At 59.2% G+C, this 20,720-nt stretch carries 16 protein-coding genes and 4 tRNA genes; 4 read left to right on the top strand and 16 right to left on the bottom strand.

All coding sequences use genetic code 11. The annotated features are described in order from the left end of the window. Positions 1-9: 9 nt before the first annotated feature. The gene (locus tag L085_RS05355; protein ID WP_015376262.1) at positions 10-2,562 is read right to left on the bottom strand and encodes a class I adenylate cyclase; all 2,553 of its coding nucleotides are present in this window, start codon (positions 2,560-2,562) and stop codon (positions 10-12) included. Positions 2,563-2,878: 316 nt separating this feature from the next. Here L085_RS05355 and hemC point away from each other — a divergent pair, with 316 nt between their 5' ends. Genes hemC through hemY form a run of 4 tightly spaced genes read left to right on the top strand, consistent with a single transcriptional unit; the run spans position 2,879 to position 6,904 of the window. After that, complete coding sequence (gene hemC, locus L085_RS05350) at positions 2,879-3,820, top strand: hydroxymethylbilane synthase (RefSeq protein ID WP_044030253.1); 942 nt, start codon at positions 2,879-2,881, stop codon at positions 3,818-3,820. Further along, positions 3,817-4,557 carry a uroporphyrinogen-III synthase gene (gene hemD, locus L085_RS05345; RefSeq protein ID WP_015376261.1) on the top strand — a complete coding sequence of 247 codons (741 nt, stop codon included), beginning with the start codon at positions 3,817-3,819 and terminating at the stop codon, positions 4,555-4,557. The genes hemC and hemD overlap by 4 nt, the downstream gene beginning before the upstream one ends. A 22-nt stretch (positions 4,558-4,579) precedes the next feature. Next, positions 4,580-5,704, top strand: coding sequence for a uroporphyrinogen-III C-methyltransferase (hemX, locus tag L085_RS05340; protein ID WP_015376260.1), 1,125 nt, complete (start codon positions 4,580-4,582; stop codon positions 5,702-5,704). Between the two features lie 3 nt (positions 5,705-5,707). Then, complete coding sequence (gene hemY, locus L085_RS05335) at positions 5,708-6,904, top strand: protoheme IX biogenesis protein HemY (RefSeq protein ID WP_033631483.1); 1,197 nt, start codon at positions 5,708-5,710, stop codon at positions 6,902-6,904. A 722-nt stretch (positions 6,905-7,626) separates the two neighbouring features. Here hemY and L085_RS05325 read toward each other — a convergent pair. The 15 genes from L085_RS05325 to wecB form a co-directional block, all read right to left on the bottom strand. Further along, positions 7,627-7,703, bottom strand: a tRNA-Pro gene (locus L085_RS05325). Positions 7,704-7,777: 74 nt separating this feature from the next. Beyond that, positions 7,778-7,864: transfer RNA gene (locus L085_RS05320), tRNA-Leu, on the bottom strand. A gap of 41 nt (positions 7,865-7,905) precedes the next feature. Beyond that, positions 7,906-7,981 (bottom strand) — tRNA-His (locus L085_RS05315). Between the two features lie 63 nt (positions 7,982-8,044). Then, positions 8,045-8,121 (bottom strand) — tRNA-Arg (locus L085_RS05310). 135 nt (positions 8,122-8,256) lie between these two features. Then, on the bottom strand, positions 8,257-9,660 hold the full coding sequence (locus L085_RS05305; protein ID WP_004934226.1) for an amino acid permease: 1,404 nt from the start codon (positions 9,658-9,660) through the stop codon (positions 8,257-8,259). A 365-nt stretch (positions 9,661-10,025) separates the two neighbouring features. Beyond that, positions 10,026-10,766 (bottom strand): lipopolysaccharide N-acetylmannosaminouronosyltransferase, encoded by a 741-nt coding sequence (wecG, locus tag L085_RS05300; RefSeq protein WP_004934224.1) that lies wholly within the window; start codon positions 10,764-10,766, stop codon positions 10,026-10,028. Positions 10,767-10,780: 14 nt separating this feature from the next. Beyond that, entirely contained in the window at positions 10,781-12,148 is a 1,368-nt protein-coding gene (wzyE, locus tag L085_RS05295) for an ECA oligosaccharide polymerase (RefSeq protein WP_015376259.1), read from the bottom strand. Continuing rightward, the gene (locus L085_RS05290; protein WP_044030250.1) at positions 12,145-13,230 is read right to left on the bottom strand and encodes a TDP-N-acetylfucosamine:lipid II N-acetylfucosaminyltransferase; all 1,086 of its coding nucleotides are present in this window, start codon (positions 13,228-13,230) and stop codon (positions 12,145-12,147) included. The genes wzyE and L085_RS05290 overlap by 4 nt, the downstream gene beginning before the upstream one ends. Further along, the gene (gene wzxE / locus L085_RS05285; protein WP_015376257.1) at positions 13,227-14,477 is read right to left on the bottom strand and encodes a lipid III flippase WzxE; all 1,251 of its coding nucleotides are present in this window, start codon (positions 14,475-14,477) and stop codon (positions 13,227-13,229) included. The genes L085_RS05290 and wzxE overlap by 4 nt, the downstream gene beginning before the upstream one ends. Before the next feature lies 1 nt (position 14,478). Beyond that, the gene (rffA, locus tag L085_RS05280; RefSeq protein ID WP_015376256.1) at positions 14,479-15,609 is read right to left on the bottom strand and encodes a dTDP-4-amino-4,6-dideoxygalactose transaminase; all 1,131 of its coding nucleotides are present in this window, start codon (positions 15,607-15,609) and stop codon (positions 14,479-14,481) included. Then, positions 15,596-16,324, bottom strand: coding sequence for a dTDP-4-amino-4,6-dideoxy-D-galactose acyltransferase (rffC, locus tag L085_RS05275; RefSeq protein ID WP_021505186.1), 729 nt, complete (start codon positions 16,322-16,324; stop codon positions 15,596-15,598). Before rffC ends, rffA begins: the two co-directional genes overlap by 14 nt. After that, on the bottom strand, positions 16,302-17,183 hold the full coding sequence (rfbA, locus tag L085_RS05270; RefSeq protein WP_015376254.1) for a glucose-1-phosphate thymidylyltransferase RfbA: 882 nt from the start codon (positions 17,181-17,183) through the stop codon (positions 16,302-16,304). The genes rffC and rfbA overlap by 23 nt, the downstream gene beginning before the upstream one ends. A 48-nt stretch (positions 17,184-17,231) precedes the next feature. Continuing rightward, positions 17,232-18,299, bottom strand: a complete 1,068-nt coding sequence (rffG, locus tag L085_RS05265) for a dTDP-glucose 4,6-dehydratase (protein WP_044030248.1) — start codon at positions 18,297-18,299, stop codon at positions 17,232-17,234. Then, positions 18,296-19,558 (bottom strand): UDP-N-acetyl-D-mannosamine dehydrogenase, encoded by a 1,263-nt coding sequence (wecC, locus tag L085_RS05260; protein WP_015376252.1) that lies wholly within the window; start codon positions 19,556-19,558, stop codon positions 18,296-18,298. Before wecC ends, rffG begins: the two co-directional genes overlap by 4 nt. After that, a complete protein-coding gene (wecB, locus tag L085_RS05255; protein ID WP_004934198.1) occupies positions 19,555-20,685 on the bottom strand; it encodes a UDP-N-acetylglucosamine 2-epimerase (non-hydrolyzing) in 1,131 nt (376 codons plus the stop codon). The genes wecC and wecB overlap by 4 nt, the downstream gene beginning before the upstream one ends. Between the last annotated feature and the right edge of the window lie 35 nt (positions 20,686-20,720).

Here is a 20,720-nt window from a genome sequence, read left to right as displayed (position 1 = left end):
CTTGCGGCGTCAATGCAGCTGGAACTGCTGCTTCAGCGGCTGAGCGGCGCCGTCGGCCACCGTCACGCACAGGCTGGACAGCACGTTGCTGCGGAACGGGATCACCTGCGTGCGCCCGTCGAGCTGCACGATTTGATAGAACTGCGGCAGGTTAAAGTTGATGAAGCTGGAGCCGTAGGTGAAACGATCGTGCGATGAAGAGTAGAAGCGGCTGACGTCGCGCACCAGCTCTTCTTTACTGCCCTCGCAGTGGTGATACACCTCCACCCGATTCGACTCGTCCAGAATATAGATGTTGAAACCCTTGTCATCCGAGGTGTCTTCGAAGAAGAACTGGATGATCCCTTCGCTGGCGAAGCCATCCACCACCGGCGGCAGATGCACCTGATCGGTTTCCACCTTGATAGACAGGCCGTGCAGCTTGTTGTTGGAGATGGCACCGTAAAACTCCACCGCATTCTCCAGTTTTTGCACCGACACGCTCAGGCGCTCGAAGAACAGCCCCCAGGTCTGCCCGGCGACGCGCACCGCCTTGAAGCGGCCGGGTTCCAGCCGGGTGCTGGACAGGCGCAGCTCGATGCATTCCGATACCAACTGCTGAATGCGGGTGCGGATCAGGCCGCGCAGGTGCTGGCTGTAGCAGAACACTTCCACCGACTCCGGCGGTGCGGCGTCCTGATGCATTTTGCCGAGAATGGTTTTCAGCGCTTCCAGCACCGACTGCTCGCCGCTGAAATGCAGAGTGCGCACCTCGTTCCAGGAGTTGCGGTACAGCAGATCGATGCTGCCCACCAGACACTGCTGCTGCTGGCCGAAGCTGAACACGTCCAGTTTGCGGAAATCGAAGTGCACCACCTGATTGCGGAACGCGGCGGTCGGATCGTTTTCCAGATTGACGATGATCGCCAGATGGCGAATCTCGCACGGGCTGTACAGCGCTTTCGGCGTCGGCGCCGGCAGGCGCAGCGGGAAGTGATGGGAAACGTCGGCCACCAGCTCCTGCAGCTTGGCGGTATCGCACAGGTTGCCGCTCTTGATGTGCAGGCGGGTCTGCGGCGTCAGCAGGCCGTTGAAATAGGCCCAGGCCACCAGCTTGTTCAGGTAGCGGTTATATTCCAGTGGCTGATGGCTGACGATCGAATCCATGGCCGGCGCCTGATTGTACAGGTACCAGCCGGTGCGGTTGGCGCGGCCAACCGGCACATGAATAAAGGTTAAATCGTTTTCCGACAGGTCCGGCGAAATCTGCGGGTTCACCAGCGTCACCTTGCCGGGCAGCGCTTCGAACGCCGCATACAGTTTGCGGGTCAGCACGCCGATATCCTGCGGGCTGGCGCTGACGCTGAGGTTATTGCGGCGGGCGAAACGGATCAGGTTGCGGTAGCTCTGCATCATCGCATCGAGCAACTCGTTATGCGCTTCGCGCACCCGCTCGATCTTCCAGTTGGCGCGGTTGTCCAGCATCGCCAGACGCTCGTCGCTCCAGCCCCACTCGCTGACCAGTTGGCTGAGGATCTCGCGCCGCCAGCCGACGCAGGCCTTGGCCAGCGACAGCTTTTCACACACTTTCAGGTAGAAACAGCGGCGGGCCAGATCGAGGCGGGTGGTGTCGTTGATGTCGGTCAGATAGCGGGTCACGCGCTCGAGCATCATGCAGTAGGCGTCGAGCCCGAAGCTGACGATCTCGCCCTGGTGCAGGCGATGTTTGATGTCCGTCGCCAGCAGCTGGGTATTGGGGTATTCCCAGGAATAGGCTTCCAGCAGCAGGGTCTTCAGCACCGCCTTGTAAGGCGAATCGATGCTCTTGTACAGCTGCCACAGGCTGGCGCCGAAGTACTCTTCCGCCGACAGCGAACTCAGGCCGCCGAGATCCAGCCACTCGTTCGGCGTCAGCGCGCCCTGCGCGTACAGCGACAGCACGTATTCATCGTAGTGCGCTTCTTCTTCGCCCGGCACCATGTTCCACAGGATGCGTTTGCCGGCCAGGCGCACCGCGGTGCGGTAGAACTCGTCCAGCAACAGGATGTGCTGCGTCGAGCCGCAGTCTTCGCCGCCCAGGCTGCCGCTTTCATTATGGCGGAAACGGTTTTCGTCGATCAGGAAGAAGCTGACTTCCACCCCCATCGAGGCGGCCCACTTCTCAAGCAGGCTGCATTTTTGCTGCAGGCGGGTGCGTTCTTCGTTGTCCAGCCAGGACTGGTGGCAGACCCAGATATCGAGATCCGAGCTGCAGCTTTGGCCGATAGACGAGGTGCTGCCCATCGAATAGACGCCGGTGATCGGCAGCTCGCCGCTGGCCGGTTTGTCAAACGGGCTGCCCCATTTGTCTTCTAAATCGTTCAGGTAATCTTGTTGAGTTTCATCAGGCGTGTAGAGGCAAATGCCGTGGGGAACGTTACCGTTCAGGTAACCCGGCATCAGCGGGTGGTGGTGGTGCAGTAAGGTGGGCAGCAGACTGTATACCCGTTGAAACGCGGGCTTCATAGCCGCCAGGGCGCGATCGACGCGTAGCTGATTGATCGCATCCAGTCTCTGCTTCAATGTCTCGATGTAGAGGTACAAGACGTCTCGCCTGATTATCCCGGTGTTTAGAAAAAAACCCGTATTCCATAAGCGCCGTTAGTGTAAGAAGAATATTTGGCGACTTATTGCTGGAAACGTGATCAATTTAACACCTTGCTGATTGACCGTAAAGGAGGTAACGCTTCACAATTATTGTAGCGCTTCCCTAAACGATTTACCCGCAGTGTTAACTGCCCCAAAGCACATCACACGTCCCTTTGATTCCGTTGTCCTTTTTCCGCCTCCGGCTTCTTGCACTGACAGTATTGGCTCTCAGTGGTAGGATGGATGGCGAAATATAAAAACGGTAACAAGCATGTTAGACAAAATTATTCGAATTGCCACCCGACAAAGCCCGCTTGCTCTTTGGCAAGCACATTATGTGCAGCAACGTCTGATGGCCTGCCATCCCGGCCTGCAGGTCGAGTTGGTGCCGATGGTCACCCGCGGCGACGTTATTCTGGATACGCCGTTGGCGAAAGTCGGCGGTAAAGGCCTGTTTGTTAAAGAACTCGAGCTGTCGCTGCTGGAAGGCCGCGCCGACATCGCCGTGCATTCGATGAAAGACGTGCCGGTCGATTTCCCTGCCGGGCTCGGTTTGACCACCATTTGCGAACGCGAAGATCCGCGCGACGCTTTTGTTTCCAATCGTTTCGCCTCGCTCGATCAGCTGCCGCAGGGCAGCGTGGTCGGCACCTCCAGCCTACGCCGCCAGTGCCAGCTGCGTGAACGCCGCCCGGATCTGATCGTGCGCGACCTGCGCGGCAACGTCGGCACTCGCCTGGCCAAGCTGGACAACGGCGACTACGACGCGATTATCCTGGCGGTGGCCGGCCTGAAGCGTTTAGGTCTGGAGCAACGCATCCGCAGCCCGCTGAGCGCCGAAGAGTGTCTGCCGGCGGTCGGCCAGGGTGCGGTCGGCATTGAATGCCGTCTCGACGACAGCGTCACCCGCGCGCTGCTGGCGCCGCTGAACCATGCGGCCACCGAAACCCGCGTGCGCGCCGAACGGGCGATGAACACCCGCCTGGAAGGCGGCTGCCAGGTACCGATCGGCAGCTATGCCGAACTGGATGGCGACAGCCTGTGGCTGCGCGCCCTGGTCGGCGCGCCGGACGGCAGCCAGATGGTGCGCGGCGAGCGCCGCGGCCCGGCCGCCGAGGCCGAACGGATGGGCGTTGAGCTGGCGGAAGAGCTGCTGGCGCGCGGCGCGCGCGAGATCCTGCGCGAAGTTTATCAGGGAAATCCGCCGGCATGACCATTCTGGTAACCCGCCCATCGCCTTCGGGGGAGCTGCTGGTGAGCCGGCTGCGCGCGCTCGGCCGGGTTGCCTATCATGCACCGCTGATCGACTTCGCCCCCGGCGGCGATCTGCCGAAGCTGCCGCAGGCGTTGCAGCAGCTTAGCGCCGGCGATCTGGTGTTCGTGCTGTCGCAGCATTCGGTGAGTTATGCCGATTCGGTTATCGGCCGCGCCGGGCTGAGCTGGCCCGCGCACCTGACTTATTACGCCATCGGCCGCACCACCGGCCTGGCGCTGCACCGCATCAGCAGTTTGCCGGTGGAGTACCCGCGCGAACGCGAGATCAGCGAAACGCTGCTGCTGCTGCCGGCGCTGCAAAAGCTGGCGGGCAAACGCGCGCTGATTTTGCGCGGCAACGGCGGCCGCGAACTGTTGGGGTCGACGCTGAGCGAGCGCGGCGCCGACGTCAGCTATTATGAATGCTATCAACGCAGCCCGGTGCACTATGACGGCAGCGAGCAAAGCGCCCACTGGCAGCGCGCCGGTGTGGATACGCTGGTGGTGACCAGCGGTGAAATGTTACAACAGCTCTATACTTTAGTTCCTGATTACTATCGTTCTTCATGGCTGCTGCGTTGCCGCCTGGTAGTAGTGAGCGAACGCCTGGCTACCCTCGCCCGGGACTTGGGCTGGCGTACGATTCGGGTAGCTGACAACGCCGATAATGACGCGCTGATCCGCGCGCTACAATAATCTGACTATGGGATGTGCCACTATGACGGAACAAAATACCCCATCCGCCCCGGTTGAAGAGCCAACCACCGCGGTTGAGAGCTCCCAGCAGCCAGCCGCTGCCAGCCGCAAAGGCAAGAACACCGGCCCGGTGCTCGGCGCGATCGCTATCGTGCTGGTCATCGCCCTCGGCGCGGGCGGCTATTACCACACGCACAAGCAGGCGCAACAGCTGATCGCCGCCAATCAGGCGCTGCAGCAGCAGCTTGAAGGCGTAAAGCAGAGCCAACAGCAGGAAAGAAATGCGCTGGAAGGCCTGCTGCAGCAGCAGGGTAAAACCCTGGACGCCGCCGATCGCGAGCAGGCGAATCTGGCGCGCCAACTGAGCGAGCTGCAGGAAAAAGTGGCGACCATCTCCGGCAGCGACGCCAAAACCTGGCTGCTGGCGCAGGCCGATTTCCTGGTGAAAATGGCCGGCCGCAAGCTGTGGAGCGATCAGGACGTGACCAGCGCCGCCGCGCTGCTGAAAAGCGCCGACGCCAGCCTGGCGGACATGAACGATCCGAGCCTGCTCGACGTGCGCCGCGCCATTACCGAAGACATCAGCACGCTTTCCACGCTGACCCAGGTCGATTACGACGGCATTATCCTCAAGGTCAATCAGCTGTCCAATCAGGTGGATAACCTGCGCCTGGCGGACAACGACACCGACGAAGCGCCGATGGATCAAAACAGCAGCGAGCTCTCCGGCTCGATCGGCGAATGGCGGCAGAACCTGGCCAAGAGCTGGCGCAATTTCATGGCCGACTTCATCACCATCCGCCGCCGCGACACCAGCGCCGAACCGCTGCTGGCGCCGAACCAGGACATCTACCTGCGCGAGAACATCCGTTCGCGCCTGCTGGTGGCCGCACAGGCCATCCCGCGCCATCAGAACGAGACCTACAAGCAGTCGCTGGAAACCGTCTCCACCTGGGTGCGCGCCTATTTCGACACCACCGACCCGGCGACCAAGGCCTTCCTGGAAGAACTGGACAACCTGAGCCAACAGTCGATCTCGATGGATGTGCCGGATCAGCTGAAGAGCCAGCCGCTGCTGGAAAAAGTGATGCAGACCCGGGTGCGCAACCTGATGACCCAGTCCCCTGCCGCTCACCAGGAGGGTTAAGCCATGTTACGCGTGCTATTTCTGTTCCTGGTGGTGATCGCCAGCGTGGTGCTCGGGCCGATGTTGGCCGGGCATCAGGGCTATGTGCTGATCCAGACCGATAACTACAATATTGAAACCAGTGTCACCGGCCTGGTGATCATGCTGGTGCTGCTGTTCGTGGTGCTGCTGGCGATCGAGTGGATCCTGCGCCGCATCTTCCGTACCGGCGCCCGCACGCGCGGCTGGTTTATCGGCCGCAAGCGCACCCGCGCGCGCCAGCAAACCAAAGCCGCGCTGATCAAACTGGCGGAAGGCGACTACAAGCAGGTTGAAAAGCTGATGACGCGCAACGCCGCCCACGCCGAACAGCCGGTGGTGAACTACCTGCTGGCCGCCGAGGCCGCACAACAACGCGGCGATGACTTCCGTACCAACCAATATCTGGAGCGCGCCGCTGAAGCCGCCGATACCGATCAGCTGCCGGTGGATATCACCCGGGTTCGCATCCAGCTGGCGCAGGGCGAGAACCATGCCGCGCGCCACGGCGTCGATCGCCTGCTGAACCAGGCGCCGCGCCATCCGGAAGTGTTGCGCCTGGCGGAACAAGCCTATCTGCGCACCGGCGCCTATGCGTCGCTGCTGGAAGTGCTGCCGTCGATGCGTAAAATCGAGCTGCACAGCGAAGAGCAGCTGCAGGCGTTGCAGCAACAGGCTTACATCGGGCTGATGAATCAGGCGATGGCGGACGAAGGCAGCGAAGGCCTGAAGCGCTGGTGGAAAGATCAGAGCCGCAAGACGCGTCACGAAGTGCCGCTGCAAATCGCGATGGTGGAGCACCTGATCGAATGCAACGACCACGAACTGGCGCAGGAGATTGTGCTCGATAGCCTGAAGCGCCAATATGACGAGCGCCTGGTGCTGTTGCTGCCGCGGCTGAAGTCCGGCAACCCCGAGCAGTTGGAAAAAGCGCTGCGTCAGCAGATGAAGCAACACGGCGCGACGCCGCTGCTGAACAGCACGCTGGGGCAACTGCTGATGAAGCACGGCGAGTGGCAGCAAGCGGCCGACGCCTTCCGCGAAGCGTTGAAACAGCGCCCGGATGCTTACGACTACGCCTGGTTGGCCGATACGCTGGAAAAACTGCATCGTTCGGATGAAGCGGCGCAGATGCGACGTGAGGGACTGATGTTGACGCTGAAACAGAACGGCGGCGAATAACGCCCTGCCCAAGTGAGAAAAGCGCGGCTCCGATGCCGCGCTTTTTTTTTGCCCAGGGTTTTCTGTGGCGCAAAAAAAAAACACTTGCCGTATGGCAAGTGTATAAAGAAGCAATCAGGTCTAGGACAACAGGGGCGGTGCCTCACTCAACGTTTTGCCCTGAGCGTGATGACGGGTTAGTCATCGTTCTCGTGGGCGATAGGCACCCTAAATCGGCTCTGCGTCATTCCCAGGGTTTATGAAGCCTAAGGCGAACATAAGAGGTGGAATGAGCATCTACGCTATAGGTATTGCATTTGACGTGCCAACTTTTAGATTGAGCCCATTTCCAATGGGAAATTTAATTCAATGCATTGAAATATAAATAATTTATACTTCCCCCCACCCTTCCTGCCTGATACCTCTCCCTGGCATTCCATGCCAGCGGCCGTTATAAGAATGTCGCTTCAAAACGACGGCTTAAGCCAAATCCGGTTTTATCTTTTAAAATCAATAAATTATTTGTCTCAACCTGACGACAGCGCTGGATGGTCATGTCGCTGAAAACCAACATGCTCACAGGCAGGCACAAGATGCCAGCCCTCATGGATGCAAAAAGCCCGCACATTGCTGCGCGGGCCTGCCTTCTCGTCTCGCTTCGCGAGGCTCCTCCTGCGGAGGTACTCATCCTCATAAACTGCAGACGAAAAAAAACCTGCTTTAAAAAGCAGGTTTTTCGAATGTGGTCGGCGAGAGAGGATTCGAACCTCCGACCCACTGGTCCCAAACCAGTTGCGCTACCAAGCTGCGCTACTCGCCGATTTGTGTTGCTCATACTACCCGATTTATCAGACCGTTGTCCATATAAATCTTATATTTATCAGATATTTTGCGTGGTGCGAAGAGAGGGACTTGAACCCTCACGTCCGTAAGAACACTAACACCTGAAGCTAGCGCGTCTACCAATTCCGCCACCTTCGCACTGTCACAAAATACTGCTAAATCTTCACTTCATCAGGAAGTGGGGTGGCTAATGGGACTCGAACCCACGACAACTGGAATCACAATCCAGGGCTCTACCAACTGAGCTATAGCCACCATTACTACTTCTTCTTACTCACGCGGTAATATTACCACCGCAGCTCCTGCGCACAAACTTAATGGCGCGCCCGACAGGATTCGAACCTGAGACCTCTGCCTCCGGAGGGCAGCGCTCTATCCAGCTGAGCTACGGGCGCGTAGCGCCGTTGCGGGAGGGGATACTACGGATTTACGCCAATCCTGTCTAGTGCTTTTTCGCAGAAATGTTGCGTTTGATTACGCTTTGCTCACTCCTGCGCGGGAAAGCGCACTCCGTAGCCCCTTTTCACCGTTTATTGCCGTGTTTCTACCCGATTTTCAGCCGGATGATGTTTCTTATGCATGCCGAAAGCGAAGTAGCACAGGCTGACGCCCGCTAAGAAAATCGCCCCGACCAGCAGGGAAATCCGCGTATCCGGGTTGATTCCCATGCCGACCAGCACGCAAACCAGAAAAGCGATGGTCAGATAGTTCACATACGGGAACATGATCGACTTAAAGCTGTGGTTTTTGATCGCTTCCTTATGGGCGCGGCGGAAATAGAGCTGGCTTATCAGCACCACGAACCACGGCACCATGCCCGGCAGCACGCTGGCGCTGTAGACATAGACGAACACCTGCTCCGGATTCGGGATAATGTAGTTCAGCGCAGATCCCACCAGCAGGCAGCCGATGGTGACGGCGATGCAATTCACCGGCACGCCGCTGGCGGAAAGCTTGGTCAACGCCGCCGGCAGTTGGCGATTCTTGGCCAGGGCGTACAGCATACGGCCGCCGCTGTACATGCCGCTGTTGCAGCCGGAGAGCGCGGCGGTCAACACCACGAAGTTGATGATGCCGGCGGCGGCAACGATGCCGATCTTGGCGAAGGTCAGCACGAACGGGCTGCCGGTAGTGCCGATGCCGTTCCAGGGGAAAATGGTGACGATGACGAAGATCGCGCCGACATAGAAGATCAGGATGCGCCACAGGATATTGTTGATCGCGCGTTTCAGCGTCACCTGCGGGTTCTTGGCTTCCCCGGCGGTGATGCCCACCAGCTCAACCCCCTGATAGGACGCTACCACGATGCACAGCGCAAACAGGAAGCCTTTCCAGCCGCCGGCAAAGAAACCGCCGTGCGCCGTCAAATTGGCGAAACCGATAGGTTCACCGCCGTTGCCGAAGCCGAAGAAGATCACCCCCAGCCCCACCAGAATCATCACGATGATAGTGGTGACCTTGATCATGGCGAACCAGAACTCCAGCTCCCCATACAGGCGCACCGCCGCCAGGTTGGCCAGCGCCACCATCGCCACGGCGATCAGCGCCGGCACCCACTGCGGTATTTCCGGGAACCAGAACTGCACATACACCCCGATGGCGGTGATCTCAGAAATGCCGACGGCAATCCACATAAACCAGTAGCCCCAGGCGGTCAGATAACCGAAGTAGGGATTCATGTATTTATGCGCGTAAACGGCGAACGACCCGGCGACCGGCTCAAGGAACAGCATCTCCCCCATCGAACGCATAATGAAGAACACGAACAGCCCGGCGATGATGTAAGCCAGCAGTACCGACGGCCCGGCCCACTTCAGCGTACTGGCCGATCCCATAAACAGGCCGACACCAATGGTGCCCCCGAGAGCGATAAGCTCGATGTGCCGGGCCTCAAGGCCTCGGTGTAGCCCTTGCGGTTTCTCTTTGTGTGCCATAAATCCTCAATAATTTTTCTCGGGTTGTGTTTGCCTGCCGGCCGCTGCCGGTCGTTATTGTCATTATTAAAAGAATAAATCATCCCCTGCCGTTCGGGTTGGCATCAACGGGTAGTCGGAGCGAAGTTACCGTGAGAAGAACATCGTTCAGCGCTGTCGCATCAGGCTTCAGCGGCCAGGGATAATTTCCGGGCGGTATCGTTTCGCATTTCGCCGCTATAAGCAAACCGCAATTTAAAACTTTATGGAATAAATGCGGCGACGTTTAGGGCTGGGGGTTATAGATATGCGGGAGAAATAGGCAAAAGCAGATTATTGGTACAGCAGTCCGGAGCGGAACAGCACTTTCCACCCCGGATGAGAGGTTACATCTTGCCGCTGTAGTAGTAGCCGACAAACTTCAACAGCTTCAACTGCCGGCCGATGCGGCTGGGTTGGCTGAGCAGGCGGTAGAGCCATTCCAGACCAAGGTTCTGCCACACCTTGGGCGCACGCTTCACATGGCCGGTAAACACGTCGTAGGTGCCGCCCACGCCCATATACAGCGCCTGCGGATGCACCTTGCGGCAGTCGCGCATCAGGATCTCCTGCTTCGGCGATCCCATCGCCACCGTCACGATGGCGGCGCCGCTGGCGCGAATACGCTCGAACAACGCCTCTCGCTGATCCGGTTTGAAATAGCCGTCCTGGCTGCCCACCAGGTTGACATTCCACTGGCTGCGCAGCTTCTGCTCGGTTTCCGCCAAGACTTCCGGCTTGCCGCCGACCAAGAAGACCGGCGTGCCTTCGCGGCCGGCGCGCTGCATCAACGCTTCCCACAGATCGGCGCCCGCGACGCGCGACACATCCGCCGCCGGGTATTTGCGGCGAATCGAGCGCACCATGCTGATGCCGTCGGCGTACTTGTACTCCGCTTCATCCAGCAACGCATGCAGCGCCGGGTCCTCTTCCGCCTTCAGGATCTTTTCCGCATTCATCGCCACCAGCGTGCCCTGTTTGACCCGGCCGCCGTCGAACAGAAAATCCATACAGTGCGCCATATCGCGAAAGCCCCACAGGCTGAAACCGCGCAGCTCATACTGCGGCACCGAAATCTTTGTTTCCATCGTCGTCATTACCCTTACAAAAGACCGTCCGCCCGTGGGGAAGAGGCCAGCGCGCGGGCGCGCGTCACTCTGGCCTTGATCAGCCCGGCGGTATCGAACAGCCAATACAGCAACTTCGCCAGCACCAGACAGGCGCCGAAAATAATGCAGAAGAACACCACGCGCGAAACGAATGAGTCCACCCCTTCGCGCGCCAATACAATCATGTTGAACACCGCGCCGAAGCAGAATCCTTGCAGGATAGCCGCCTTATAGCGGTTCGGCTCTGTTTTGCCCAGCTCATACAGCCAGTCGAACCACTTGATGATCATGCCCACCAGAATCGCGCCGAGCGGGATGAACAGCGCGCCGCCCATCACCACCAGCGAACCGATCAGCGTCGGGGATATCGCCAGCCCGGAGTGGTTGTTCAGCACTTCCCAGGTGAAATAGTTGGCCGAGTTCAGCACCACGTCCGGCCGGCCCGGCCATAGCCAGGTTGGGATAAAGACGTAGAAATCACGCAAGATCGGCGCCAGGCCCTGGAAATCGATCTTGTCGTAATTTTGCAGCAGCAGCGCCAGGTTTTCCCACGGCGAGAAGGTGTCTCGGGTCAGATAGAGGAAGGTATAAAACGCTTCCGCGCCGCTGACGTCCAGGCTATAGCGCTTCAACGCCAGCCAGAACATGCCGACCACGCCGAATATGCCCGCCGCCGCCAGCATCCACAGCGTGATCCAGCCGCGCACGATGCCGATAAACAGGAACAGCGCGAAAGCGATAATGATGTTGGCACGGGTGCCGCCGACGATCACGTAGGTCAGAATACCGAACGCCACCGTCGCCACCAGGAACAAAAACCAGGCGCGCAGATCCTGCCGCAGGAAATAGACCACCAGCATCGCCGGAATGAAGAAGTAGAAGAACCGCTTGAGCGCCACGCCGGACACGTCGCTGGAGAAAATCTGACTGTAGGAATTGAGCTTGAACAGCAGGAAGCCGTTCTGCATGAAGAAGATCCCAACGGTACCGATCGCCACCAGCGCCAGCAGCACCCAGGTCATATGAGTCTCTACCCGGTTCATGGTAAACAGCGCCGCGCGCGGCTGAGTGCGGCGCTTGCGCAGCCGGGTCTTGTAAGTGACGTAATAGATGGCGTAAAACGCCGTCGCCGACAGCAGGGCATACAGCAGAAACTCCACCGGCACCACCTCGACGTCAAACTGAAACACCAGCAGGCAGGTTAACGGGAAGCCGAAATAGAACGTCAGCAAATACAGCAGCGAGAAGAAGACGTTGAAGTTAAAGCGCACGCGCCGAAACTCCTGGTAGGTCAGCGTCAGGATAAACGTCAGGCTGACCAGATAGACGACAAACAGGCCGCCGAATTGCGCCAACGTCATGAGTGCTCTCCCGCCGCCAGCGCCAGGGCCTGCTGCCAGCCGTCAACATAGTTCGGATTGAAGAAGGCGATCGCCTGTTTATCCACCGCCGCCAGCTGACGCTGCGCTTCGCGCACCACCGCCTCGTCCAGCGAATCGCCGTAGAACAGCACCGGCAGGTGCTGTTCCGCCAAATCCTGCCAGAACGGGTTTTGCCGGCTGAGCACAAAAGGCACGCCGAACTGAATCAGCAGGCACAGGGTGCCAATCCCCTGCTGGCGATTGAAAATGAAATAGCCCAGATCGCAGGCGCGCAGAATATTGAGGTAGTCCTCGAATGCCACCTGCTGCGTGAGCAGCTGCAGGTTTTTCTCGCCGAACAGCGGCAACCCGGCGGCGCGCACCTGCTCGATGTAAGCATCGTTGTTGGCCGGATAACCCATCGGCAGGATCACGCGCATGTCGGCGCCGAACTGCTGATGAATCGCCTGCAGCGCTTCGATATGCCGATTGCTGCGATCGCCGGAGTTGCCCACCAGAATCGTCATCGGCCCGGCCAGGTTTTTCTCGACGTGAACGTCGGTCAGCGCCGGATCCATGCGGGTAGGGAAATACAGCAGCGAGGCCGGCACCCGCGCATGGCGCTGCTGGTAGTGAATCACGTCGCCGCGAGTGGCAAACACATTCCCTACCCGCCCCTGCGCAATGCGGCGCAGCAGATAGAACAACCGGAATTTCCAGCTGGTGGCGTCCTCATACAGATCGGCGCCCCAAATATGCCAACTGACCTGACGCGCCTTGATCTTGCCGCTCAGCAGCGCCAGCCACAGCCCCGGGTTGAACTGGCCGTGCAGGAAGAAACGCGTATCGCGATCGGCTTGGGCGCGCGCGATGACCGCCGCCGCCAGGCTTTTCTTGTCCGCGTAGGGCTCAATGTTCAGGGCGGGGAAATCTCCCAGTGCCGCCACATCCTTGGCCGCCACCATAAAATGCCGCGTCTGCTCAGCCGGCAGACGCGGCGCCAACACGTCGTTGAAGAAGCGCAGCACCGTCTGGTTATGATGCGGGATATCGGATCCCAGAACGTGAATCAGTATGGTCATACTCGTCTACGATAAATAAGAAACACGCAGCTACAGAGCGCGAAATACACGATGTAGGTTGCCATATAGGCCTGAGCCGCCCCCAGCGCGCCGCGCAGCGGGATCAGCCAGTGCGAGAACAGCGTCAGCAGCAGAAACTGGCTGACTTCCGTTAGGATATAAAAGCGCAGCGACGCTTTGGCGATCACCAAATAGCCGAACACATAGGCCCCGACTTTCAGCACGTCGCCCACCAGTTGCCAGGCAAACAGATCGCGCATGGCGACGAACTTGTCCGAGAACAACAGCCAGATGGCGAAATCACGCAGCAACCACACCGTAAAGCTCGCCGCCGCTACCGCCGGCAGCACGAATTTCAGCGAGCGCACGATCTCCCGCGAGATGGCGCCCTTGTCCGTCAACCGCGACAGCGTCGGCAGCAGATAGACGGTAAACGAGGCGGTGATAAACTGCAGATAGGCATCGGAAATGCTGCTGACGCCCTGCCAAATCCCCACCTCATCCCAACCGTAATGCGCGGCCAACAGGTTACGCATCATCACGTAAGCCACCGGCAGCGTCACCGAGGTGATCAACGCCATGAGGGTGAATTTGCCGAGGTTGCCGGCCACCCCTTTGTCCCAGCGCGGCGCCAGGTAGCGCAGCGGCAACGTTTTGCGCCGCCACAGCATCAGCCCGGCCGGCAGCACCACCAACGCCGGCACCAACGCCAGCCCTGCCAGCGCGCCTTCATAGCCGCCCAGCTTGAAGCACAGATAATAAGCCATCACGCCGATCAGGCTGCCGCCGATCACCGCCAGCGCGTTGCCCATCGCGTCGCGATAACCTTTCAGCACCGCCATGAACAGGTTGGCGTAGGCGATGCCCATCTGAATGAAGGCGACGGCGCGCACCACGCCGACGTAATCGGCATGCCCGAACAGCCCGATGCTGATCGGCTCGGCGGCGAACAAAAACACCAGCGCCAGCAAGGTCGAAAAGCCCAGCACGATGCTCGACGCGGTGCCGACCGCCAGACGCAGACGCTGCGAGTCCTGGTGGTACTCCGCCACGTATTTGGTGATGCCGTTAAAAATGCCCGCGCCGGACAGCACGCCCAGCACGGTGATCAACTGGCGAAAGTTACCCGCCTGCCCCACGCCGCTGGGGCCAAACGCCACCGCCAGCAGTTTCACCACCAACAGCCCCACGCCAATCTTGATCAGCGTGGAGCCGGCGGTCCATATCGACGCTTTTGCCAACGACATATCAGGCGAAGAAGCTCAGGATGGTATTGATTACCGTACGTTGATTAGCATCGGACATATTGTAGAACAGCGGCAAACGCACCAGGCGCGCGCTTTCCTGGCTGGTATAGCGATCTTCACCGGCAAAGCGGCCAAACTGTTCGCCGGCCGGGCACGCATGCAGCGGGATATAGTGAAACACCGTCATGATCTCAGCTTCCTTCAGGTAGTCGATAAAGGCGGTGCGATCGTCGATATCACGCAGCTTGATATAGAACATGTGCGCATTGTGCTCGCAGTCCGCCGGCACAGTCGGCAACTCGATACGGCCGGCCTGCGCCAACGGCAGGAAGCTGTCGTAGTAATTCTGCCACAGAGCCAAACGGCGCTGGTTGATGCGTTCCGCCACTTCCAGCTGGCCCCACAGGTAGGCGGCCTGCAGGTCAGACATCAGATAGCTGGAACCGATGTCGCGCCAGGTATATTTGTCGACCTGGCCACGGAAGAACTGACTGCGGTTGGTGCCCTTCTCGCGGATGACTTCAGCCCGATCGATCAGGGCAGGATCGTTCACCAGCGTCGCGCCGCCTTCGCCGCCGGCGGTGTAGTTTTTGGTTTCATGGAAGCTGAAGCAGCCGATATGGCCGATGGTGCCCAATGCCTTGCCTTTGTAGGTCGACATCACGCCCTGCGCGGCGTCTTCCACCACGAAGAGGTTATATTTCTTCGCCAGCGCCATGATGGTATCCATCTCACAGGCAACGCCGGCATAGTGCACCGGTACAATCGCGCGGGTTTTATCGGTGATCGCCGCTTCGATTTTGGTTTCGTCGATGTTCATGGTGTCCGGACGCAGGTCGACGAACACCACTTTGGCACCGCGCAGCACAAAGGCGTTGGCGGTGGAAACGAAGGTAAAGCTCGGCATGATCACTTCGTCACCCGGCTGGATATCCAGCAGGATGGCGGCCATTTCCAACGACGCGGTGCAGGAAGGCGTCAACAGCACTTTCGCGCTGCCGAAACGCTGTTCCATCCACTGCTGGCAGCGACGGGTAAAACCGCCGTCGCCGCACAACTTGCCGCTGCTCATCGCAGCCTGCATATATTCCAGTTCAGTGCCAACAACCGGTGGAGCGTTAAATGGAATCATGTCTACCTCTGTATAACCAGTACGCGGTGCTTTCAATCACGGCACCCTGTCGTTGATAGAGTCGTAATGCGGCGATATTGCCTACCTGGGTCGCAACCCGCAGGCGTTGCATCCCCTGCCGCCGACATTCGGCCAGCGCCGCCGCCATCAGTCTGGAACCAATGCCCCGGCCTGATGCGCCGGGGTAGGCCGCCAGCAAGCCGATACGCATTTCCTGGCCGCCAATGTCGCGCAGGCTGACAAAGCCTTCAGGTTGCCCCTGGTTACCCAATACCAGCAAGCATTGATGATCGAAGGTGCCCAGCACCGCTTTTTCGATCCAGGCCGCATAGAATCGCCCGCTATCGGTGCGCTCGTACCACGGTGCGCGAAATCGGCTGGCGGCGAACACGTCACCGGCGGCAGCCCGCAACGACGGGATGTCCTCGGGCACGGCCATGCGCACCCCGGCCGCAGCGGTATCGACCGTCTCGCGTCCAGTTGCAATGTTCACGGCCAGATCCACTTCGCCTTCGACCAGCCGGAAGCCCAGCGCCGACAGTGCATCGGCCCACTCCAATCGGTAAGCGGGGATTTTAGCCTGCACCAACGCATAAGCATCCAAATCAGCGTTGCTCACGGGGGCCGCAGAGTCGTCGAAATGCAACTTGGCGCTCTTCAATTGGAAGAAGTCGCTCTCCCAATTCAGCGGTTCAATACTGGCGTGGACGTGCATGCAATAAATCCAGTAAGTATTTGCCGTAACCTGTTTTGGCCAGCGTCTGAGCCGCGCGTTTCACGCCCTCATCATCCAGCCAGCCATTGCGCCAGGCGATCTCTTCAAGACAGGCGATTTTAAAGCCCTGACGTTTCTCTACCGTCTGCACGAAGCTACTGGCTTCCAGCAGGCTGTCGTGAGTCCCGGTGTCCAGCCAGGCAAAACCGCGCCCCAGCAGCTCGACGGTCAGCTCGCCACGCTCCAGATACATCTGGTTGATGCTGGTGATCTCCAATTCTCCCCGAGCTGACGGCTTGATCTGCTTGGCGAACTCCACCACCTGAGCATCATAAAAATATAATCCGGTCACCGCCCAATTGGACTTCGGTTTAACCGGCTTTTCTTCGATCGACAGCGCGCGGAAGTGGTCGTCAAACTCCACCACGCCGAAACGCTCGGGATCCATCACCTGATAGCCAAATACAGTGGCACCGGCGGTGCGCGCCGCAACGCTTCTCAGCTTGGGACTGAACCCCTGACCAAAGTAAATATTATCGCCCAACACCAGGCAGCTCGGCTCGCCGGCCAAGAATTCTTCGCCAATCAGAAATGCCTGAGCCAGGCCATCGGGGCTAGGCTGCTCGGCATAGCTGAGATTGATGCCAAACGCTTCGCCGCTGCCCAACAAACGCTTGAAAGAAGGCAGATCTTCCGGCGTGGAGATAATCAGAATGTCTTTGATCCCTGCCAACATCAGTACCGACAGCGGGTAATAGATCATCGGCTTGTCATAAATCGGCAGCAGTTGCTTGGACACGCCGCGCGTGATCGGATGCAGACGCGTACCGGAACCGCCAGCCAGCACAATACCTTTCATACTTACTCCAAAACCCGCCGCACCGCCGCAAAGCGACGCGGCGTTAAATTAATCTGACAACCCCAAACGCTCACCGGCATAAGAACCGTCTTGCACCCGGCGCCACCAGGTTTCGTTAGCCAAATACCAGGCGACCGTCTTGCGAATGCCGCTTTCAAACGTTTCCTGCGGCCGCCAGCCCAACTCGCGATCGATTTTGCCGGCGTCGATGGCGTAACGCATATCGTGGCCTGGGCGATCCTTCACGTAAGTGATCAGATCGCGGTAGTTCGTCACGCCCTGCGGTTTATTTGGCGCCAATTCTTCCAGCAGATCGCAAATGGTCTGCACCACTTCGATATTCTTGCGCTCGTTATGGCCACCAATATTGTAAGTTTCGCCTACCACGCCTTCGGTCACGACCTGATAGAGCGCGCGCGCGTGATCTTCAACATACAACCAGTCACGCACCTGCGCGCCGTTGCCGTATACCGGCAGCGGTTTGCCGGCTACCGCATTCAGGATCACCAACGGAATCAACTTCTCTGGGAAGTGATAAGGGCCGTAGTTGTTCGAACAGTTGGTCACGAGGGTCGGCAAACCGTAGGTGCGCAACCAGGCACGCACCAGATGATCGCTCGATGCCTTGGAGGCGGAATACGGACTGCTCGGCGCATACGGCGTGGTTTCGGTGAACAGATCGTCGGTGCCGTGCAGGTCGCCGTACACTTCGTCGGTGGAGATATGATGGAAGCGGAAAGACTGCTTCTTCTCCGCCGCCAACGGCTGCCAGTAATGGCGCGCCGCTTCCAGCATCGTGTAAGTGCCAACCACGTTGGTCTCGATAAACGCCGCCGGGCCGTCGATAGAACGATCGACGTGGCTTTCCGCCGCCAGGTGCATCACCACGTCCGGCTGATAGCGGGCAAATACCCGGTCCAGCTCGGCACGATCGCAGATGTCGACCTGCTCGAAAGCATAGCGCTCGTTGTCGGCCACCACCGCCAGCGACTCGAGGTTACCGGCATAGGTCAGCTTATCCACTACCACCACGCTGTCGCCGGTGGCTTCGATGATGTGCCGCACCACTGCGGAGCCAATGAAACCGGCACCGCCGGTGACTAAGATACGCTTCAACGCCAGACTCCCTTGGTATCCACCACCCAGCTTTGCTTGATCTCTTCCGGCCGGATGGCCTTGAACTGTTGGTGATCGACCAACATCACAATCACATCGGCCTGCTGCAACGCCTCAGCTATTGGCGTCAACGTCACATGGCCCGCCAGCGACTTCGGCAACTGTTCGACGTTCGGTTCCACCGCCAGCGTTTCGCCGACGTGCCATTCGGCGATCAGGTGCGCCACTTCCACCGCCGGACTTTCACGTAAATCGTCGATATTCGGTTTGAAGGCCAGGCCGAAGCAGGCGATTTTCACCTCGGACGCGCGCTTGTCGGTGGCGGCCAGGCAATCGGCCACCGCCGCTTTCACCCGGTCGACCACCCACAGCGGTTTGCCGTCGTTCACCAGGCGTGCGGTGTGAATCAAACGCGCCTGCTGCGGGTTTTGCGCCACGATAAACCACGGATCGACGGCGATGCAGTGACCGCCTACGCCCGGCCCCGGCTGCAGAATATTCACCCGCGGATGGCGGTTCGCCAGACGGATCAGTTCCCAGACGTTGATCCCCTGTTCGGCGCAAATCAACGACAGTTCGTTGGCAAAGGCGATATTCACGTCGCGGAAGCTGTTTTCCGTCAGCTTGCACATCTCGGCAGTGCGTGAGTTGGTGACTACGCATTCCCCCTCGAGGAAAATCTTGTACAGCGCGCTGGCTCGTTCCGAGCACTTCGGCGTCATGCCGCCGATCACTCGGTCGTTTTGAATCAGCTCTACCATCACCTGCCCCGGCAACACGCGCTCCGGACAGTAGGCGATATTCACGTCCGCCGCTTCGCCCGCTTGCTGCGGGAAGCTGAGATCGCTGCGCGCCTGCGCCAACCAGTCCGCCATTTGTTCAGTGGCGCCCACCGGCGAGGTGGACTCCAGGATCACCAGATCGCCTTTTTTCAGCACCGGCGCCAGCGATTTCGCCGCTGCTTCGACATAAGCCAGATCCGGCTCGTGATCGCCCTTGAACGGCGTAGGTACCGCGATCAGGAACGCATCGGCCGCCAGCGGTTTGGTCACCGCCCGCAGGAAACCGCCGTCGACGGCGTCCTTGACCACTTTGTCCAGATCCGGCTCGACGATATGGATCGCGCCGCGGTTAATGGTATCTACCGCATGTTGGTTAACATCTACGCCCACCACTTTTTTCTTGCGGGAAGCAAACGCCGCCGCCGTTGGCAAGCCGATATAACCCAGGCCGATAACCGAAATAGTGTCAAAACTCATAGTGTCACCTGATGATTCTTTAAAGCTTCGAGGATACGCTGACAGGCATGCCCGTCGCCGTATGGGTTATGCGCCCGGCTCATCGCGTGATATTCGCTTTCGTCCGTCAACAGCCGGGTCACCGCTTCAACAATTTTGGCCACATCGGTGCCGACCAGGCGCACCGTGCCCGCATCTACCGCTTCCGGGCGCTCGGTGGTGTCGCGCATCACCAGCACCGGCTTGCCTAACGAGGGCGCCTCTTCCTGAATGCCGCCGGAGTCGGTCAGGATCATGTAAGCGTGGGTCATCAAATAGACAAACGGCAAATAATCCTGCGGCTCGATCAGCATGACGTTGTCGATGCCTTTCAAAATGCGATTCACCGGCTCGCTGACATTCGGATTGAGATGCACCGGGTACACCACCTGCACTTCCGGGTGGCTGCGGGCGATCTCCGCCAGCGCACTGCAAATCCGCTCAAAACCGCCGCCAAAACTTTCCCGGCGATGGCCGGTGACCAGAATCAGTTTTTTGTCGGCATCGAGGAACGGGTAACGCTGCGCCAGGCTGGCGCGCAGCGCAGCATCGCTCATCACGCGATCGCGCACCCAGAACAGCGCGTCGATCACCGTATTGCCGGTCACAAAAATACGGTTGTCCGGCAGCAGCTCGCGCAGCAGGTTTTGGCGCGAGTTCTCGGTCGGCGCGAAGTGGTACATCGCCAGATGGCCGGTTAGTTTTCGGTTGGCCTCTTCCGGCCAGGGAGAATACAGATTGCCGGTACGCAGCCCGGCCTCGACATGCCCGACGGGGATGCGTTGATAGAACGCTGCCAGACTGGTCGCCAGCGTGGTGGTGGTATCGCCGTGCACCAGCACCACGTCCGGTTTGAAGTCTTCCAGCACCCCTTTCAGCCCTTCCAGGATGCGACAGGTGATTTCCGTTAGCCCCTGGCCGGGTTTCATGATGTTCAGGTCGTAATCCGGCGTGATCTCGAACAACCGCAATACCTGATCCAACATCTCACGATGCTGTGCCGTTACGCAGACTCTTGCTTCAAAGGCCTCATCCTGGGCCAGTGCATGTACCAGCGGTGCCATTTTAATGGCTTCAGGTCTGGTGCCGAAAACAGTCAACACTTTCACAGCGAATCTCTTTTGGTCGGTTAATCGCAGGCCCC

Origin of the sequence: Serratia sp. FS14, assembly GCF_000695995.1 — a bacterium.
GTDB lineage: Bacteria > Pseudomonadota > Gammaproteobacteria > Enterobacterales > Enterobacteriaceae > Serratia > Serratia nematodiphila.
The sequence above is the reverse complement of the archived record's forward strand: the minus strand, read 5'-3'. Positions and strand labels throughout refer to the sequence as shown.

Coding starts and splice junctions, on each gene's coding strand:
- rffC (WP_021505186.1), bottom strand. CDS start 16,324: ATGCACGTCCACGCCAGTATTGAACCGCTGAATTGGGAGAGCGACTTC.
- rffA (WP_015376256.1), bottom strand. CDS start 15,609: ATGATTCCATTTAACGCTCCACCGGTTGTTGGCACTGAACTGGAATAT.
- wecC (WP_015376252.1), bottom strand. CDS start 19,558: ATGAGTTTTGACACTATTTCGGTTATCGGCCTGGGTTATATCGGCTTG.
- hemX (WP_015376260.1), top strand. CDS start 4,580: ATGACGGAACAAAATACCCCATCCGCCCCGGTTGAAGAGCCAACCACC.
- L085_RS05305 (WP_004934226.1), bottom strand. CDS start 9,660: ATGGCACACAAAGAGAAACCGCAAGGGCTACACCGAGGCCTTGAGGCC.
- wecG (WP_004934224.1), bottom strand. CDS start 10,766: ATGGAAACAAAGATTTCGGTGCCGCAGTATGAGCTGCGCGGTTTCAGC.
- hemC (WP_044030253.1), top strand. CDS start 2,879: ATGTTAGACAAAATTATTCGAATTGCCACCCGACAAAGCCCGCTTGCT.
- L085_RS05290 (WP_044030250.1), bottom strand. CDS start 13,230: ATGACCATACTGATTCACGTTCTGGGATCCGATATCCCGCATCATAAC.
- rfbA (WP_015376254.1), bottom strand. CDS start 17,183: ATGAAAGGTATTGTGCTGGCTGGCGGTTCCGGTACGCGTCTGCATCCG.
- wzyE (WP_015376259.1), bottom strand. CDS start 12,148: ATGACGTTGGCGCAATTCGGCGGCCTGTTTGTCGTCTATCTGGTCAGC.
- hemD (WP_015376261.1), top strand. CDS start 3,817: ATGACCATTCTGGTAACCCGCCCATCGCCTTCGGGGGAGCTGCTGGTG.
- hemY (WP_033631483.1), top strand. CDS start 5,708: ATGTTACGCGTGCTATTTCTGTTCCTGGTGGTGATCGCCAGCGTGGTG.
- wzxE (WP_015376257.1), bottom strand. CDS start 14,477: ATGTCGTTGGCAAAAGCGTCGATATGGACCGCCGGCTCCACGCTGATC.